The sequence below is a fragment of the Calidithermus terrae genome, assembly GCF_003574345.1.
GTDB classification, from domain to species: Bacteria; Deinococcota; Deinococci; order Deinococcales; family Thermaceae; genus Calidithermus; species Calidithermus chliarophilus.
This window is the reverse complement of record NZ_QXDL01000007.1, coordinates 1-17,184: the sequence shown is the minus strand read 5'-3', so window position 1 is coordinate 17,184 and position 17,184 is coordinate 1. Positions and strand designations below refer to the sequence as shown.

Here is a 17,184-nt window from a genome sequence, read left to right as displayed (position 1 = left end):
GTCCCCGACGCAGATATCCGCTATAATCCACCGACCAGTACCATCGGGGTCACTTTGGCCGCGCCACCAGCGCCCCCGCCACCAGCAGCGCCGCCCCCAGCGCGAACCCCAGCCCCAGCGACTCGCCCAGCAGCGCCCACCCGAGCAGCGCCCCCACCGCGGGCTGGGCGAAGAAGGCGATGCCGCTGAGCACTGAGCCCGCTCGAGCCACCGCGTACACCCAGAAGGTGAAGGCCACCGCCGTGGAGACGATGCCCAGGTAGAGCACCCCGGCCACGATCCCCGCGGTGATCTCCCCCACCGGCTGCCGGGCGAGCTCGCCCGGCACCAGGGGCAGCAGCGCCGCGCCGCCCACCGCGCTGGCCCAGGCCGAGACCAAAGCCGGGTCGTGGCGGCGCACGGCCTGGCCGCCGATGAGGCCCAGCACGCCCCAAGTGAGGGCGGCCAGGAGCAGCCAGAGGACGCCGGGCAGGTTGGCCTCGCCGCTGCCGGAGAGCACCCAGACCCCCAGCAGCGCGACCCCCAGGCCCAGCCAGGCCCGGGCCGTGACCCGCTCGAGGCCCAGCAGCGAGGCCAGGGCCACCGTGACCAAGGGCGAGGCCGTGGTGATCAGCGAGCCGAGCGCCGCGCCCGCCAGGTCGGTGCCGATGAACTGCGCGGTGATGGAGAGGGCGTAGCCCACCAGCCCCATCGCCAGCACCCGTCCCCATAGCTCGCGCGGCAGGCGCCAGCCCCGGCCCAGCAGGCGCAGGTACAACAGCATCGCCACGAAGGCGATCCCCATGCGAACCGCCACCAGGGTGACGGGCGGGACGACCTCGAGCACCACCTTCGACACCACGTACATCCCGCCCCAGATCGCCGACGCCAGCACCCCGGCCAAGAGTCCACGCTGCACTTCGCTCATAAGCTCCCAAGAGTCTATCGCCGGAATTGGGATTGGGGGGGCAAATGTCGGGAGTTCGGACGTGCTACGTTAACCCGGTTATGGCAGACGAGACCGACCCGAAGCCCCAACGCCAGTACGAGGAGAAGCCCACCCGGCGCATGGTGGACCTAGACCCCGCCGGGCTCATCAGCCGCAAGGCCCCCGACCAGGCCAAGCGCCAGTTCCTCAACTACAGTTTTTATAAGCTCGACCCCGCCTTCCGCCGCCTGCCCAAGGAGGAGCTCGAGGCCGCCAAGGCCGAGTTCGCCCAGGTGTGCGAGCGCTGGGCCGAGCGCGGGGAAGGCTTCATCCTGCGCACCTACAGCTTAGTAGGGCTGCGCGCCGACGTGGACTTCATGCTCTGGCGCGCCTCCTTCGACGTGCAAGACTTCCAGGCCATGCAGCGCGAGATCAACCGCACCGCGCTCGCGGGCTACCTCACCCAGCCCTACTCCTTCCTCTCCATGCAGAAGCGCTCGATCTACGTAGACCGCTTCAACCCCGAGGGCGAGGGGGTGCACCTGCGGCCGGGCGAGGGCAGCTACCTCTTCGTCTACCCCTTCGTAAAGACTCGAGCCTGGTACAACCTCTCCCCCCAGGCCCGTCAGGGCATGATGGACGAGCACATCTACGTCTCCGCGCCCTTCACCGGGGTCACGCTCAACACCAGCTACTCCTACGGCATCGACGACCAGGAGTTCGTGGTGGCCTTCGACTCCAACTACCCCCAGGAGTTCGTTGACCTCGTGCAGCGCCTGCGCTTCACCGAGGCCAGCCTCTACACCCTGCGCGACACGCCGATGTTCACCTGTGTGAAGAAGGGCATCCGGGAGGCGCTGGACGACTTAGCCTGAGCACGTGGCGATAGTCGATAGCGGCTGGAGGCAAAACGCAAGACGCTGGTGGGTCGCGGTTTCCGGCGTTTTGCGTTTTGCGTATGACGTACGACCCTAAAAGGACCCAACCATGAACGTACTCCTGATGGCCTACGGAACGCCCTACCGGCGCGGCGAGATCGAAGCCTACTACACCGACATCCGCCGGGGGCGCCCCCCGACGAAGGAATTGCTGGAGGAGCTCGAGGAGCGCTACCGCCTCATCGGGCGCAGCCCGCTCAACGAGATCACCTACGCCCAGGCGGTGCGGCTCGAGGCCGCCCTCAACGCCACGCTGCCGCTCTACCCCGAGCCGCTCGGCGCTTCGCCGGGGGCGCGGGTGCGGGGCCCGGCGCGGGTCTACCACGGCACCAAGCACTGGCACCCCTTCATCAAGGAGGCGGTGCAGGCCATGGCCGAGGACGGGGTGGAGCGGGCGGTGGGGGTGGTGGCCGCGCCGCACTACTCGGCCCGCAGCATCGCGGAGTACCAGGAGAAGGTGGAGCAGGCGCTTGAGGAGCTCGGGCGGCCCTTCGAGGTGCGCTACGTCGAGCACTACTACGACCACCCCGGCTACGTGCAGGCCGTCGCCGCGCGGGTGGGCGAGCAGGTGTGGCGGCTGGTGGACCCCCGGCGGGCCCTCTTCCTCTTCACCGCGCACTCCATCCCCGAGCGGGCCGCGCAGGACGGGCGCTACCAGCAGCAGGTGCGGGCCACCGCCGAGCTGGTGGCCCGGCGGCTGGGCCTGCAGCACTGGGACACCGCCTGGCAGTCGGCGGGGCGCACCCCCGAGCCCTGGATCGGGCCCGACGTCAACGAGCGGCTCGAGCAGGCCGCCGGGCAGGGCTACGAGGAGGTGGTGGTGACGGCGGTGGGCTTCCCCAGCGACCACCTCGAGGTCTACTACGACCTCGACCACGAGGCCCAGGCCACCGCCCAGCGCCTGGGGCTACGCCTGCTGCGCACCCGCAGCCTCAACGCCGACCCCGACTACGTCGAGGTGCTGCGCGACGTGGTGAGCCGGCGGTGGGCGGAGTTCCGATGAGCCGCCTGGTGATCGTGGGGGGCGGGATGGCCGGGCTGGCCGCGGCCTACCACGCCCGCCGCGCCGCCCCCGGCCTGGAGATCGGCCTGCTCGAGGCCGCCGGGCGGCTGGGGGGCAAGGTCAGCACCGTGGCCGAGGAGGGCTTCGTGCTCGAGGGCGGCCCCGACGCGGTGGTGCGCTACAAGCCCTGGGCCCTGGCCCTGATGAAGGAGCTGGGGCTGGAGGGGCAGGTCGTGGGCACCCTCCCCGCCCGCCCCTCGGCCCTGATCCACGACGGGGAGCGGGCGCTGCCCATCCCCGCCGGGCTGCAGATGGTGGTGCCGGGCGACCTGCGGGCCCTCGCCCTCACGCCCCTGCTCTCCCCCTTCGGCAAGGCCCGGGCGGTGCTCGACCTGCTGCTGCCCAAGGGCCCCCCGGGCGACGAGCCCTTCGGGGCCTTCATCCGGCGGCGCCTGGGGCGGCAGGTCTGGGAGCGGCTGGCCGCGCCCCTCTCGGGCGGCATCTACGGCGGCGACCCCTACTCCCTCTCCACCCTGGCGGCCTTCCCCCAGCTCAAGGCCCTCGAGCAGGAGCACGGCAGCCTGGTGCGCGGGGCGCTCAGGCAGCGCGGCCAGCGGGGCAGCCGGGAGGCGGGCCAGCTCTTCGCCTCGCTGGAGGGCGGCCTGGGGCAGTGGGTCCGGGCGCTGGAGCAGGGCCTCGGCGGCGTGACGCTGCGGCTGGGCGCCGCCGCGAGCGCGCTCGAGCGCCGGGGCGAGGGCTGGCGCGTCCACACCCCGGAGGGCTGGCTCGAGGCCGACGCCGTGATCCTGGCGACCCCGGCGGGCGTGAGCGCCCGCCTGCTCGAGCCCCTCCACCCCTCGGCCGCCGAGGCCCTGCGGCAGATCCCCTACGGCGACTCGGCCACGGTCTCGCTGGCCTTCCCCCTCGAAAGCCTGCCCCCGCGGACAGGCCACGGGATGCTGATGGCGGCGGGCCGGGGCTTCGCGGTGCGGGGCTTCACCTGGACCGACCAGAAGTGGAAAGGCCGCGCCCCCGAGGGCTACGGGCTGGTGCGGGCCTACTTCTCGGGGGTGAGGGCCGACGAGGCCGAGCTGGTCCGGCTGGCCCTGGCCGACCTGCAACGGCTGTGGGGCCGGGTGCCCCCGCCCGGGCGCACCTGGGTCTTCCGCTGGCAGGAGGGCCTGCCGCACTACACCCTGGGGCACCAGCAGCGCGTGGCGGCGGCGATGGAGGCCGAGAGCCTGCCCGGGCTCTTCCTCGCCGGGGCCGCCTACTTCGGGGTGGGCCTGCCCGAGGTGGTGCGGATGGGCCAGGAGAAAGCGGCCCGGGCCGTGGAATTCCTGGGGTAGCTATCGACTATCGACGACTTCCGCGAGAAGTCCTTCGGATCAGCCCTGCCAGGCTCGAGGCCGGTACGCACAGCGCGGGTCGGAGCCCAGGTGGTCGCCGGTCTCGGCCCAGGCCCTCGCGCGGCTCCCCCCGCAAAGCTGCTTGTACTCGCAGACCCCGCACTTGCCGCGCAGCAGGCTCTTGTCGCGCAACTCGGTGAACAGCGGGCTGTGCTGGTAGATCTCGCGCAGGGGGCGCTGCCGGATGTTCCCGCCCGGCTCGGCCAGGAAGCCCGAGGGGTAGACCTCGCCGGTGGCCGAGACGAACACGAAGCCGTTGCCGTCGGAGAGGTGGACCCCGCGCCCGTGCCCCACCAGGGCCTGGTCCTCCGCGCCCTCGGCCCGGCGCCGCTGCGTCACCACCCGCCGGAAGTGCGGCCCCTCGGTGGTGCGGATCTTGATGCCCTGGTCGCGGCTGGTCTCGTAGAGCCAGTGCATCACCTGCTCGTACTCCTCGGGCGATAGCTGGCTGAGCACCGCCCCGCGCCCGACGGGGACCAGGAAGAACACCTCCCAGGTGGCGACGCCCTTCTCCACGATGACCCGGGCGATCCCGGGGAGCTCGGCGAGGGTGAGGCGGGTGACGGTGGTGTTGACCTGGGTGGGCAGGCCCACCTCCCGGGCCCACTCGAGCGCCTCCATGGCCCGCTGGAAGGTCCCGGGCACGCCCCTGAAGCCGTCGTGGGCCTCGGGGCTGGCCCCGTCGAGCGAGAGGGCCATCTGGTGGACCCCCAGCTCCTTGAAGCGCCCGACGACCTCCCGGGTCAGCAGCGGGGTGACCGCCGGGGTGATCCCCACGGTGAGCCCCAGCTCCCGTGCCTTCGCCAGCAGCACGAAGAGGTCGGGGCGGCGCAGGGGGTCGCCCCCGGTGGGGAGCAGGATGGGCTTGGGGGTGTAGGTGGCGAGCTCTTCCAGCAGGCGCAGGCCCTCCTCGGTGCTGAGCTCGCCCGGCAGCGGGTCGGGCTCGGCGCAGGCGCGGCAGTGCTTGCAGGCCAGCAGGCAGGCGTGGGTCATCTCCCAGGCCACCAGCAAGGGGTAGCGGTTGAAGTCGGGTCGCACGCCCCCATGTTCGGGAAGTCCCGCCAGACAGATGTCCCCGGCGCTCCTCCCGGCGCTTCACCGGGCCCTCGAGCCCGCCCGTGAGGGGGTACGGGCTCGAGGGGCCGGGGGATGCCGCCCCGGCCTTTGGGGGTGCATCCCCGGGCTTTGGGGATGCGGCAGCAAGCCTTGGGGGTCCATCCCCTGGCCTTGGGGGAGGATCCCCGGGCTTTGGGGATGGTGCCCCACGCTTCGGGGATGCGTCCCCAGACCCGGGGGATGGTGCCCCAGGCTTCGGGGGTGCGGCAGATAGCCTCGGGGGTGCTCCCCCAGGCTTCGGGGATGCACCCCCAGGGCAGAGGTAGGGCGTCGAGGGTCTAGGGCCGAGGCCTGGGCATTTCGCGTAGGACGTACGACCTGCGTCTAATACCCGATTCGGTCCGTTCGTCACCGAACGGTGACGCGGCCCCGCCTTGGCGGGGCGGCCGGCCGAAGTTATCCGCGTAGCGGAGGGCGATACCGCCCCTTGGAAGGGAGACGCTTGCTTCGCCGACCGTCAGGGAGGGGTGGGCTCTAGGGTCCAAAAAGACAGCCTCCAGGGTCCTGGGCTGGATGATTATCTTTTTGAACCCGGTATAACCTATTGCGTCTTGCGCCCGGCGCCCGGCTACCGACCCCCAACCCCCTCACCCCTACCTCCCGCACAACACCCACGTCTTGTCCGCGTCCATCCGGTACGCCACGAAGTAGGGGTCGCCCTTGCCGGTGGAGGGCACCGCCTTGAACTCGCGGCTGCCCTCGGGGATGCTGATGAAGGTCCGGGTTTCGCCGCTGGACACCGCCCCGAGCAACTGGGCGCCGTCCATGTAGACGTAGACGGTCGAGTAGTTGCCGAAGCACTTGTTCTGGACGACCAGGGTGTAGTAGCGCCCGAGCACCCCCGTCCTCGGCACGCAGGCGACCAACAGGCTGAGCAGACCTAGGAGCAACAGGGATCTCTTCATAAGCCGTTCAGACTATAGCAGGCCTCACTCGACCTGGAGGGTCGTTTGGATGCGCAGCAGCGCCTCGACGATGCGGGGGTCGAACTGCCGCCCGGCCTGGGCGGCGATCTCGGCCAGGGCCTCCTCGACGGTCCAGGCCCGCTTGTAGGGGCGCTTGCTGGTGAGGGCGTCGAAGACGTCAACGACCGAGACGATGCGGGCCTCGAGCGGGATCGCCTCCCCGGCCAGGCCGTCGGGGTAGCCGCTGCCGTCCCAGCGCTCGTGGTGCGAGCGGGCGATGCGCTCGGCGACCTGCAGCATCTCGGTGCGGCCCCCGGCCAGCAGCCCCGCCCCGATGACGGTGTGGGTCTTGACGACCTCGAACTCCTCGGGCGTGAGCTTGCCCGGCTTCTTGAGGATCAGGTCGGAGATGCCGATCTTGCCCACGTCGTGCAGCGGGGCGGTGTGGCGGATGACATCGACGGTGTTGAAGTCGAGGCCTAAGGCCTCGGCCAAGCGGGCGGCGTTGGCGGCGACGCGCTTGACGTGCTCGCCGGTCTCGTCGTCGCGGTACTCGGCGGCGCGGGCCAGGCGGTCGAGCACCTCGAGCCGGGCGGCCTCGAGCTCCTGGGTGCGGTCGCGCACGATCTCGGAGAGCAGGGAGTTCTCGCCCTGCAACGCCCGGTGCAGGCGGCGGGTCTCGAGGTGGTTCTTCACCCGCAGCAGCACCTCGAGCGCGTCGAGGGGCTTGGTGAGGAAGTCCTTGGCCCCCAGCGAGAGGGCGCGGTGGCGGGCCTCGGGGGTGGCGTCGGCGGTGAGCACCACCTTGGGCACGAGGTCGTTGCCGCGGTCGAGGCGCTGGAGCTGCTCGAGCACCTCGAAGCCGTCGAGGTGGGGCATGTGCAGGTCGAGGAGGACGAGGTCGGGGTGGTGGCGGAGGTAGAGCCCGGTCACCTCGCGGGGGTCCTGGGTGCTGATGAGGTGCAGGCCCTCGTCCTTGCGCAGCAGGCGCTCGAGGAAGACGACGTTGGCCGGTTCATCGTCGATGAGCAGAATGGTCATGGGTTCAGGCTTCACGCACACCCCCCAACACTTGGCTCAATACGAGGTCGAATCGCTCGAGGTCCAGGGGCTTCGGCAGGAATTCTACCGCGCCCCGGGCCAGGGCGCTGTGCATCTGCTGGGGGGAGGCGTCGGCGCTGAGCACCACCACGGGGATCTCCGCGGTGTGCGCGTCGGCCTTGAGCCGGGCGAGCACCTCCTGACCGGCGAGGTCGGGGAGGTGGAGGTCGAGGAGGATGAGGTCGGGCTTGCGGGAGCGGGCGAGCTCGAGGCCCAGCCGCCCCTGCATCGCCGAGATCAGTTGCAGCCCCGGCCGGTAGGCCAGCAGGCGCTCGAGCAGGCTCAGGTTGGAGAGGTTGTCCTCGATGTACAGCAGGGTCCGGCCCTCGCCGGGGAGGGGGGCCGGGGGCCGGGGCGTGGCCTCGGACGGGAGCTCCTGCCCGGCGGGCTCCGCCTGGGCGAGGGGGAGCTCGAGCCAGAAGGTGCTGCCCACCCCGACCACGCTCTCGACCCCCAGGCTGCCGCCCATGGCCTCCACCAGGCGCTGCGAGAGGGCCAGCCCCAGCCCGGTGCCCTCGATCCCGCTGCCCTCGGCGTCGAGGCGGTCGAAGGGCTGGAACAGGCGCTCGAGCTTCTCCGGCGGGATGCCCGCCCCCGTGTCGCGCACGCTCAGCCGCAGCCGCCCCGCGGGGCGCCGCTGGCACGACAGGCTCACCCGCCCGCCCTCGCGGTTGTACTTGATGGCGTTGGAGAAGAGGTTGAGCAGGACCTGCTTGAGGCGCTGGCGGTCGGCGAGGACGCAGCGCGAGGCGGCCCCGGCCTCGAGGGCGGAGGTGTCGAGGGCGAGCCGGCGGGCGTGGGCGAGGGGGCGCAACAGGTCGAGGCACTCGCGCACCACCTCGTCCATCGCCACGCCCTCGATGGACAGCGTCATCCGCCCGGCCTCGATGCGGGCGATGTCGAGCACCTCGTTGATGAGGTCGAGCAGGTGGCGGCCGGCGCGCAGGATCTGCTCGACGCTCTCGGACTGCTCGCGCGTGAGCTCCTCCATGCGCAGCAGTTGCCCGAAGCCCAGGATGGCGTTCATGGGGGTGCGCAGCTCGTGGCTCATGCGCGAGAGGAACTCGCTCTTGGCCCGGTTGGCCCGCTCGGCCTCCTCCTTGGCGGCCTGCAGGCTGGCGGCGGCCTGCACCTGCGCGGTGATGTCGCGCAGCGCCCACAGCCGCCCCAGCACCTCGCCCCCCGCCTGCTGCGAGCGGCTGAGCAGCTCGAGCACCCGCCCGTCCTTCAGGCGCAGCGTGTCGCGCAGCTCGACGAGGGGGTCGGCGAGCAGGCCGGTGGGCTCGAGGCGGAAGCCGGCCGGTTGCGCGAGGCGGGAGCTGAAGAACTCGTGGCGCCGGAGCAGGCCGCTCTCCAGCGCCTCCTCTCCGATGCCCCACATCTCCAGGAAGCGCCGGTTGTAGACCTTGGCGCGGCCGTCGAGGTCGGTGACGATCAGGCCCTCCTCCACCGACTCCAGGGTCGTGCGCAGCAGGGCCATGGCCTCCTCGCGGGCCCGCTCGGCCTCCTTGCGCTCGGAGAGGTCGAGCACGGTCACGATGAAGCGCTCCTGCCCCGCGATCTCCGCGCGCGCGAGCGCCAGCAGCACCGGCACCCGGCGGCCGTCCTTGTGGAGGTACTCCTTCTCGTAGATGACCGAGGCCTTGCCCCTGCGCGCCTCGGCGATGCCGCGCTCGTCGGCGGGGAGCCACTCGGGGGGGGTGATCTCGGTCCAGCGGATGCGGCCTTGCTCGAACTCCTCGCGGGTGTAGCCGAGCATGTCGAGGTAGGCCTGGTTGGCGTAGCTCAGCCCGCCCTCGGCGTCGCTCATCACCACCCCCGCCACGTTGGCCTCGGCCAGCAGGCGGAAGCGGGTCTCGCTGTCGCGCAGCGCGGCCTCGATGTGCTTGCGGTGGGTGACGTCGGTGGAGATGCCGCACAGCCCGTAGATCTCGCCGGAGGCGGTGCGCAGAGGGAACTTGATGGAGGCGAAGATGCGGTGGGGGTCGGCCTCTTCGAACTCGACGGGCTGGCCGAGGTGCATGACCTCGTGGTCGTGGGCCCGGAAGGCGCGGGCCATCTCGCGCGGGAAGAGCTCGAAGTCGGTCTTGCCCACGATCTCGTGGCGCGGGCGCCCGTCGATGAGCTCGTAGGCGCGGTTGACCATCAGGTAGCGCCCCTGGGCGTCCTTGATGAAGATCATGGCCGGGGCGTACTCGAGGATGTCCTGCAGCAGGGCCCGCTCGCGCCGCAGGGCCTCCTCGGCCCTCTTGCGGTCGTCGATGTCGATGCTCACCCCCACCAGCCGGTTGCGGATGACCTGGGCGCGCACCGAGCGCCAGCCCGGCTGCCCGGCGAAGTCGAGCACGCGGTACTCGAGGTCGGTGGGTTCCTTGGTGGCGAGCGCGCGGTTCCAGGCGGCCATCACCTTGTCGCGGTCGTCGGGGTGGGCGCGCTCGAGGATGTCCATGAGGCTCGAGGGGCGCTCGTCGGCGATGGTGCCCCGGCGGAAGAGCAGGTCGGCGTGGGCCTCGAGCCTGTCCTGCTGATCGGGGACCTCGACCTCGAACAGCGAGAGCTTCCCGGCGCGCAGGGCCACTGCGAGCCGCTCCTGCTCGGAGCGGATGAGCTCCTTGGCCTGGCGCAGGGCTTCGGCGAGCTGGCCCAGCTCGTCGCGGCTGGGCTGGTGGGGCAGGAGTTCCTGGTCGCGGGCGATGCGCAGGGCGTTCTGCCGCAGCACCCGCACCCGCTGCACGATGCCCCGGCTCAGGAGCTGCGCCGCCCATACCCCCGAGAGCAGCCCCAGCAGCAGCGAGGCCACCAGCACCATGCGGCTGGTCTGGTGCTCGCGCTCGGCCCGGTCCCGGCTGCGCGCGATCTCCTGCTCCTTGAGCTGGCGGTAAGCGGCGATCTCGCCGCGCAGGGCCTCGAGCAAGTCCCGCTGGCGCCGGGTGAGGGCGGCGAGCCGCTGCCGCACCCCCGGCGCGTCGGGGCGCAGCTCGCGGGTGTAGGGGCCCACGAGCTCGTGCAGCCGGGCGCTCTGCGCCTCCAGGCGGGCGATGTTCGCCCGGCCGGCCGGCTCACCCTGCAGCGCGGCCAAGCGCCGCAGGTGCCGCTGGGCCTGATCCCACGCCTCGGCGTAGCGCTCGAGGAAGGAAGGGTCCTGGCTGAGCCAGTAGCCGCGCAGCATGGCGGCGGTCTGCTCGAGGCCCAGCTGGAAGCCGTCGAGGGCGCGGTTGACCTCGTAGGCCTGGTTCACCAGGTGCAGGGTGCGCTCCTCGGCCTGCTGGGTGGCGAAGGAGGCCAGCACGCTCAGGCACAGCATCACCACCGGCAGGATGACCACCAGGGCGGCCTTCCCGCTCAACGGCAAGTTCAGCCAGAGGTGATTTGCGTAGTGATGCCGCCCGCTTGCCGTACCCACCGTCACCCTTCCCTTGCACTATACAAGCGCTCCCCGGCCCGGCCGGTTCACATTGGTCACGGGGGAAGCGCGGCCACGGCCGGCCCCGGCCCGCACGTGGGTCACGGGGATTTACCCCGTGAGCGCGCCCCGGGCCCGTACACTACAGGCATGCTCTACGGCCGTGAGAAGCTCCAGCAGCTCGAGGCTGCCGCCCTCGCCCCCTACGCCTGCACCGCGGCGAACAGCCGGGGGCGCGAGTTCGCCGAGGGGGAGTCGGCCTTCCGCACCCCCTTCCAGAAGGACCGCGACCGGGTGATCCACACCACCGCCTTCCGCAGGCTGGAGTACAAGACCCAGGTCTTCGTCAACTACGAGGGCGACTACTACCGCACCCGCCTCACCCACACCCTCGAGGTCGCCCAGGTCGCGCGCTCCATCGCCCGGGCCCTGGGGCTCAACGAGGACCTCGCCGAGACCATCGCCCTCGCCCACGACCTCGGGCACCCGCCCTTCGGCCACGCGGGCGAGCGGGTGCTCAACGAGCTCATGGCCGGCCACGGCGGCTTCGACCACAACCGGCAGTCGTTGCGCATCGTGACCCACCTCGAGGAGCGCTACCCCGGCTTCCGCGGGCTCAACCTCACCTGGGAGACCCGCGAGGGGATCATGAAGCACGAGACCCTCTACGACACCCCCGACGACGGCCTCGAGGTCGAGCGGCGGCCGAGCCTGGAGGCCCAGATCGTCAACCTGGCCGACGAGATCGCCTACAACGCCCACGACCTCGACGACGGGCTGCGCTCGGGGCTGCTGCGCCCGGGGCAGCTCGGGGAGGTCCGCCTGCTGGCCGAGCTCGCCGCAGAGCTGGACTTCGCCCTCGACGCCCTGAGCGAGTTCCAGCGCCGCACCTTCATCCGCGAGCTGCTGGGCCTGATCATCACCGACTGCGTGAAGGCCACCCACGAGGCGCTGGAGAAGCACGGCGTCGCCAGCCTCGAGGCCGTGCGGGCCCACCCCTCGCTGCTGGCGTGCTACTCCGACCACCTCAAGCCCCGCCTCGTCGAGCTGCGCCGTTTCCTCTTCGCCAACCTCTACCGCCACTACTACGTCGTGCGGCAGGTGAGCAAGTCGAAGCTGGTGCTCGAGCGGCTCTTCGAGACCTACACCCGCCAGCCCGACATGCTGCCGCCGGGGGTCCAGCGGGCCATCGAGAGCCAGGGCCTCTACCGCGCGGTGTGCGACTACCTCGCCGGCATGACCGACCGCTACGCCCTCGACGAGTACGCCAAGCTCTTCGACCCCTACGGCCGCTGAGGGGGCAATTGGCACCTCGGCGGGTGCCCCGGCCCCGCCGACCTGATAGGCTGGGCGCGATGATGGAAGAGCTGTTGCGGCAGGGCCGCTACGACGAAGCCAAGCAGCAGAGCCTCCTGACGCCCGCGGGCGACCAGGCCGGGTTGGCCGCGCTGCTGGAGCTGCGGGCCTGGCTGCGGGACAAGCGCTACGAGATGGCCCGCGCCGGCCTCGAGAAAGACGCCAAGTTCCTCACCCCCTACCTCAACCTGGGCGCCGCCCGCGAGGCGATCAAGGCCTTCGAGGCCGAGGACCCGGCCGCCCTCGAGCCCTTCCTCGACGACCCCCACCTGGGAGCCGAGGCCAACTGCGTGCTGGGCGTGATCCGGGTGCGCGAGGGCGACCGCGAGGGGGCCCGCCTGGCCTTCGACCGCTCCTTGCGGCTCGACCCCGGCCACTACCGCGCCATCACCAACCTGGGCAACCTCGAGCTCGAGGCCGGCCGCACCGCCGAGGCGGTGGTGATGTACGAGAAGGCGCTGCAGTCGAACCCCGACTACCCCCACGCCCACCACAACCTGGCCGCCGCCTACCGCAAGCTGGGCCAGATCGGCAAATCGGTGCACCACCTCAAGCGCGAACAGCGGCTGCTCTACCGCAGCCCCGCCCGCCGCCTCGGCGACGCGGGCCTCCCGCGCCCCGGCCGCACCCTGCCGGGCAACCTCGACAGCCGGTGGCTGGTGTTGGTCGTGGTGGTGGCGGTGGTGTATTTGTTGTTGAGGAATTAGTCGATGGTCGATAGCCGATAGCCGATAGCCAAACGCTAAACGCCGGACGCTGAGCGCGGGTCGTACGTCCTACGTCGTACGCAAAAAGCCAAACGCAAGACGCTATGTTCCCCCCTTAGCAAGGGGGGCTGGGGGGATACCCCACACGCCATGAGCTGCTAGCCTCCCGCTGACGGCTGACCGCTTCCCGCCCCTCAAATCGCCGGCCACACCAGCACTTCCATCCCCACGCGCAGGTTGTAGAACATCAGGCCCTCGGGGGAGACGAGGAGCTGGGCGCCCAGGCCGCTGGCGGGCTCGACGGGGACGCGGAGGGTGCGGCCCTCGACGCTGACCTCGACGGCGTCGAAGGCGCCGAACTGGCGCTTCCAGGCCTTGTGGAGCATGGCGTCGATGCGGCTGATGCCCTCTTGCAGCAGCATCTCCACCCGCATCCGCACGGTGTGGGGGGTGCGGTGGATCACCCGCACCAGGCCCAGCCGGGCGAGGTGGCCCACCAGCGAGACGATGGCCTCGAAGGTCATGCCGGTCTGGCCCATGAGGTCAATGACCGAGACGGGCTTGCCCAGCAGCATGATCAGCCTGTGCTCGTCGGGCGAGAGCGTGAGGCTGTGGGTGCGCTGGCTGTCGGCGACCACCAGCTGGTCGAAGGGGCCGATCTCGACGCGGCTGTCGAGGTAGCGCAGGGCCTGCAGGAGGTAGTTGTCGAGGGTGCCCGCCAGGGTCTCCTTGGTGGCGACCTCCCCCTTGAAGAAGCGGAATTGCCCTTCCCTGAGCGCGAGGATCTGGTAGAGCCCGTCGGGGCCGCTGCGCCCGCGGTACTCGGCATGGATGGGGTTGCCCTCGTCGATGAAGACCTTGCCCCCCGGCACCTGGAAGACCCCGGTCTGCCGGGCCTGGGCGAGCATTTGCAGCAAGTCGATGGGCCCTAAGAGGCTGAAGTCTCCGTCCATACCCGAGGCTTTAGGGTAGCCCAGGCCGGGCGGGGAAGGCCTGGAATCCGAACGGTTACGCCAGTTACCTAAAGCCAAGCTCAAGGAGGGTGCGCTCGAGCGCCGGGAGGTAGGCCTGGCCGAAGAAATGCACGTGCGCGAGCAGGTAGTAAAGCTGGTAACGGGGGATGGCCCCCTCGACCTCGGCGGGGACGGGGTAGAGGGCGCGGTAGTAGCGCCAGAATTCGGGCGGGAAGCCGCCGAACAGCCGCATCATCGCCAGGTCCACCGCCCGCTCGCCCCACCACGCCGAGGGGTCGAGCAGCACGGGGCCGCTCGAGAAGTGCACGTTGCCGTGCCACAGGTCCCCGTGCAGCAGGGCGGGGCCTTCGGCGGGCAGGGGGTCTTGCAACGAGCGCTCGACCTTGGGCCCGAGCTCCCCCAGCCGGCCCCAGGCGGCCTCGAGCAGCGGCCGCACGCGGTACTCGGTCCAGAACAGGCTCCAGTCCTCGAGGGTGCCCTCCGGCAGCCGGAAGCTGCCCAAAAACACCGGGGTGTCCCAGCCGTAGGCCGGCGGGCGCAGCCTGTGCAGCGCGGCGAGGGTGCGGGCGAAGGTCTCCCAGTCGGGCGCGGTGGGGGGCAGGTACTCCAGCACCAGCCCCTCCTCCCCCGCCCACACGATCCCGGGCACCCGCGCCCCGGCCTGCATCAGGGCGTAGAGGCCGCGGGCCTCGGCCTCGAACATGCCGGGCGGCGGGTCGCGGCGCAGTTTGAGCACGTAGGGCCCGGCCCGCCACACCTCGCTCACGTCGCCCCCGGCGAGGCGCTCGAGGCCCTGAGCACTCAGCCCGGCCCGGCGCAGGATTTGGAGAGGGTCAGGACGCACGAGCAATAAAATACCGCCGGCGGGCGGCCCGTCGCCGTACCCCGGCCCCTTCATACCGGGTTCAAAACCGAACCAAAGACCCCCAGAGGCTATCTTTTCGGACCGCAGAGCGCTCCCTCCGCCACGCGGATAACTCCGGCCCTGGCAGCCCGCCGCCGTCCGGCGCCGGACCGACCGAATCGGGTATCAGAAGGGGATGTCCAGCTCTTCCTGCTTGGGGGCTTTGGGCTTGGGCAGCTTGCCCTCGAGCACCCGCTTGATCTTGAGCAGGTCGGCGACGAGGTTGGCGCGGGCGGCCGGGTAGGTCTCGGGGGCGTGCTCCTGCAGGTGGGTGAGGTAGTTCGGCTGCACCACCCCCATCACGAAGGGCTTGGGGTCGAGGCGGTGGCCGGTGAGCTTGAGGTAGGGGGAGTCCTCGGGCAGCTCGAGCCACTGCCCCCCCTGCAGCGTGATCTTGAAGTCCTTGCCCAGGAAGTGCTGGGCGGTGGGGCCCCCCATGCAGACGATGGCCTTGGGCCTGATGAGCTCGAGCTCGGGCTTGAGCCAGGCCGGCACCCACTCCTTGATCTCCTTGGCGCTGGGGGTGCGGTTGACCCGCAGGCCGTTCTCCTCCCGCCAGGTCCAGCACTTGACCAGGTTGGTGATGTAGAGCTCCTCGCGCTTGACCCCGGCCTCGGCCAGCAGTTCGTCGAGCAGTTCCCCGGCGGGGCCGCTGTAGGGCCGGCCGGTCTGGGCGTCGGTGCCGGAGGGGCTGTGCCCGATGAGCACCACCGGGCTGTTCGGGTTGCCCTCCCCCGGCACGGGCGGGTAGTCGCCGTCGCACCGCACGCCCTCCCGCAGGCGCTGGTTGAGTTGCTCGAGTGAGTCCATAGCCATGAACCCCCTTTCTCTTGTGGATTGTGCTCTAAAGTCCTGTTTACCTGCTGAGCCTATACTGCTCGAGGGGTTCCCTATGATACGAAGCATCCATTGGCTCCATTGCCTTCTCCTCATTGCCCTCGGCAGCCTGGCCCTGGGCCAGCGCATCGACCCGCAGCGCATCATCGTCAACCCCGTCCCCACCGACCTCCAGGTGCGGGTGTGGGTGGACAAGGACCCCAGCAAGAGCGGTGCGCCGGTCTACCAGGTGGGCGAGAACATCCGCGTCTCGGTGCAGACCAACCAGGACGCCTACGTCTACCTCTTCGGGGTGTTGCCCAGCGGCGACATCGACCTCATCCTGCCCAACCCCTACGACCAGGACAACTTCATCCGGGCCAACGAGGTCGCCACCTTCCCGCCCGTGGGGGCCCGCTACACCTTCGACGTCACCCCGCCCTTCGGGGAGAGCGTGGTCCTGGCCGTCGCCAGCCGCACCCCGCTCGACCTTTCCCGCGTCTACGACATCGCCAACAACCGCGCCCTGGTCAACGGGCGCCAGGAGCTCGGCCAGGCCATGGCCATCGTGGTCGAGCCGCTGCCCGACCAGGACTGGGTCAGCGACGTGGCCTTCTACTACGTCGGCCAGTACACCCCGCCGCCCCCTCCCACCGGCACCCTGGTGATCGACTCCAACCCCGCCGGGGCCACCGTCTACATCAACGGCCAGCGCGCGGGCACCACCCCCGCCACCCTCACCCTCGACAGCGGCCAGTACAGCGTGCAGCTCACCTACCCCGGCTACGAGCCCTACCGCACCACCCTCTCGGTGGAGGGCGGGACCTCGACCCGCATCAGCGCCAACCTGCGGCGCATCAACCTCAGCGGCACCCTCGCCGTCACTTCCAACCCGCCCGGGGCGCAGGTCTTCGTCAACGGCCAGTTGGTGGGCAACACCCCGGTCAACCTCAGCCTCAACCCGGGCAGCTACACCCTCGAGCTGCGCCGCCAGGGCTACCAGACCTACCGCACCACCGTCGCCATCGCCCCCGGCGCCAACAGCCGCGTCAACGTCAACCTGAGCCCGGCCGTCAGCCAGGGCGTGCTCACCGTCACCTCCAACCCCTCCAACGCCGACGTCTACGTCAACGGCCGGCTGGTAGGCCGCACGCCCTACAGCGCCCGCCTCAACAGCGGCACCTACACCGTGGAGGTCCGGCGCGCGGGCTACCAGGACTACCGCACCACCGTCACGGTCCAGGCGGGCCGCACCACCACCGTCAACGCCACCCTCGCCCTGCCCGCCCCGCCCACCGGGAGCACCGGGGTGCTCAGCGTCGTGACCGACGTCCCCGGCGCCGACGTGTACATCGACGGGCGCCTGGCGGGCCGCACCCCCATCAACCTGCAGCTAAGGCCCGGCCGCTACACCCTCGAGGTGCGCTCCGGTGGCCGGGTCGTCTACCGCCAGGCCGTGCAGGTGCGGCCCAACCGGACCACCACCGTCCGCATCGAGACGCGCTGAGCAGAGGCTCGAGACCGGCCGAGGCCCGGAATTGCTCCGGGCCTCGTTCACCGCGCTGGCTTAAGCGTTTAGATGGGCGGTTAGCGGTCAGCTGTCAGCCATCAGCCGTCAGCGAAAGGCCCGTGGGAACCCCTCCCC

14 protein-coding genes are annotated in these 17,184 nt (G+C 70.9%); 6 read left to right on the top strand and 8 right to left on the bottom strand.

Annotation, left to right across the window (positions count from 1 at the left end; all coding sequences use genetic code 11):
* Positions 1 to 49: 49 nt before the first annotated feature.
* Positions 50 to 907: a DMT family transporter gene (locus Mterra_RS01715; protein WP_119313586.1), complete on the bottom strand. Its 858-nt coding sequence runs from the start codon at positions 905 to 907 to the stop codon at positions 50 to 52.
* 80 nt (positions 908 to 987) lie between these two features.
* Between Mterra_RS01715 and Mterra_RS01710 the strand changes: the two genes are divergently transcribed.
* The 3 genes from Mterra_RS01710 (at position 988) to hemG (ending at position 4,197) form a co-directional block, all read left to right on the top strand.
* The gene (locus tag Mterra_RS01710; RefSeq protein WP_119313585.1) at positions 988 to 1,782 is read left to right on the top strand and encodes a chlorite dismutase family protein; all 795 of its coding nucleotides are present in this window, start codon (positions 988 to 990) and stop codon (positions 1,780 to 1,782) included.
* Positions 1,783 to 1,894: 112 nt separating this feature from the next.
* The gene (gene hemH / locus Mterra_RS01705; protein WP_119313584.1) at positions 1,895 to 2,848 is read left to right on the top strand and encodes a ferrochelatase; all 954 of its coding nucleotides are present in this window, start codon (positions 1,895 to 1,897) and stop codon (positions 2,846 to 2,848) included.
* Positions 2,845 to 4,197, top strand: a complete 1,353-nt coding sequence (hemG, locus tag Mterra_RS01700) for a protoporphyrinogen oxidase (RefSeq protein ID WP_119313583.1) — start codon at positions 2,845 to 2,847, stop codon at positions 4,195 to 4,197. The genes hemH and hemG overlap by 4 nt, the downstream gene beginning before the upstream one ends.
* A gap of 39 nt (positions 4,198 to 4,236) precedes the next feature.
* Here hemG and Mterra_RS01695 read toward each other — a convergent pair whose 3' ends face one another.
* The 4 genes from Mterra_RS01695 to Mterra_RS01675 form a co-directional block, all read right to left on the bottom strand.
* On the bottom strand, positions 4,237 to 5,295 hold the full coding sequence (locus tag Mterra_RS01695; RefSeq protein ID WP_119313582.1) for a TIGR04053 family radical SAM/SPASM domain-containing protein: 1,059 nt from the start codon (positions 5,293 to 5,295) through the stop codon (positions 4,237 to 4,239).
* Positions 5,296 to 5,966: 671 nt separating this feature from the next.
* Positions 5,967 to 6,278 carry a hypothetical protein gene (locus Mterra_RS01685; protein ID WP_119313580.1) on the bottom strand — a complete coding sequence of 104 codons (312 nt, stop codon included), beginning with the start codon at positions 6,276 to 6,278 and terminating at the stop codon, positions 5,967 to 5,969.
* Positions 6,279 to 6,302: 24 nt separating this feature from the next.
* A complete protein-coding gene (locus tag Mterra_RS01680) occupies positions 6,303 to 7,334 on the bottom strand; it encodes an HD domain-containing phosphohydrolase (protein ID WP_245971466.1) in 1,032 nt (343 codons plus the stop codon).
* Positions 7,324 to 10,725, bottom strand: coding sequence for a PAS domain S-box protein (locus Mterra_RS01675; protein ID WP_119313578.1), 3,402 nt, complete (start codon positions 10,723 to 10,725; stop codon positions 7,324 to 7,326). Before Mterra_RS01675 ends, Mterra_RS01680 begins: the two co-directional genes overlap by 11 nt.
* Before the next feature lie 207 nt (positions 10,726 to 10,932).
* On the opposite strand from Mterra_RS01675, the gene Mterra_RS01670 reads away from it, so the two are divergent.
* Together Mterra_RS01670 and Mterra_RS01665 are read left to right on the top strand one after the other, a co-directional pair.
* Positions 10,933 to 12,078: a deoxyguanosinetriphosphate triphosphohydrolase gene (locus Mterra_RS01670; protein WP_119313577.1), complete on the top strand. Its 1,146-nt coding sequence runs from the start codon at positions 10,933 to 10,935 to the stop codon at positions 12,076 to 12,078.
* Between the two features lie 62 nt (positions 12,079 to 12,140).
* A complete protein-coding gene (locus tag Mterra_RS01665) occupies positions 12,141 to 12,845 on the top strand; it encodes a tetratricopeptide repeat protein (protein ID WP_119313611.1) in 705 nt (234 codons plus the stop codon).
* A gap of 194 nt (positions 12,846 to 13,039) precedes the next feature.
* On the opposite strand, the gene Mterra_RS01660 is transcribed toward Mterra_RS01665, so the two are convergent.
* From Mterra_RS01660 to Mterra_RS01650, 3 genes are all read right to left on the bottom strand, one after another.
* The gene (locus Mterra_RS01660; protein ID WP_119313576.1) at positions 13,040 to 13,798 is read right to left on the bottom strand and encodes a DUF4388 domain-containing protein; all 759 of its coding nucleotides are present in this window, start codon (positions 13,796 to 13,798) and stop codon (positions 13,040 to 13,042) included.
* A 64-nt stretch (positions 13,799 to 13,862) separates the two neighbouring features.
* Positions 13,863 to 14,663, bottom strand: a complete 801-nt coding sequence (locus tag Mterra_RS01655) for a fructosamine kinase family protein (RefSeq protein ID WP_245971464.1) — start codon at positions 14,661 to 14,663, stop codon at positions 13,863 to 13,865.
* A 186-nt stretch (positions 14,664 to 14,849) separates the two neighbouring features.
* Positions 14,850 to 15,533, bottom strand: coding sequence for a uracil-DNA glycosylase (locus tag Mterra_RS01650; RefSeq protein ID WP_051304058.1), 684 nt, complete (start codon positions 15,531 to 15,533; stop codon positions 14,850 to 14,852).
* 82 nt (positions 15,534 to 15,615) lie between these two features.
* Between Mterra_RS01650 and Mterra_RS01645 the strand changes: the two genes are divergently transcribed.
* Complete coding sequence (locus Mterra_RS01645) at positions 15,616 to 17,046, top strand: PEGA domain-containing protein (protein WP_170159516.1); 1,431 nt, start codon at positions 15,616 to 15,618, stop codon at positions 17,044 to 17,046.
* Positions 17,047 to 17,184: the final 138 nt, after the last annotated feature.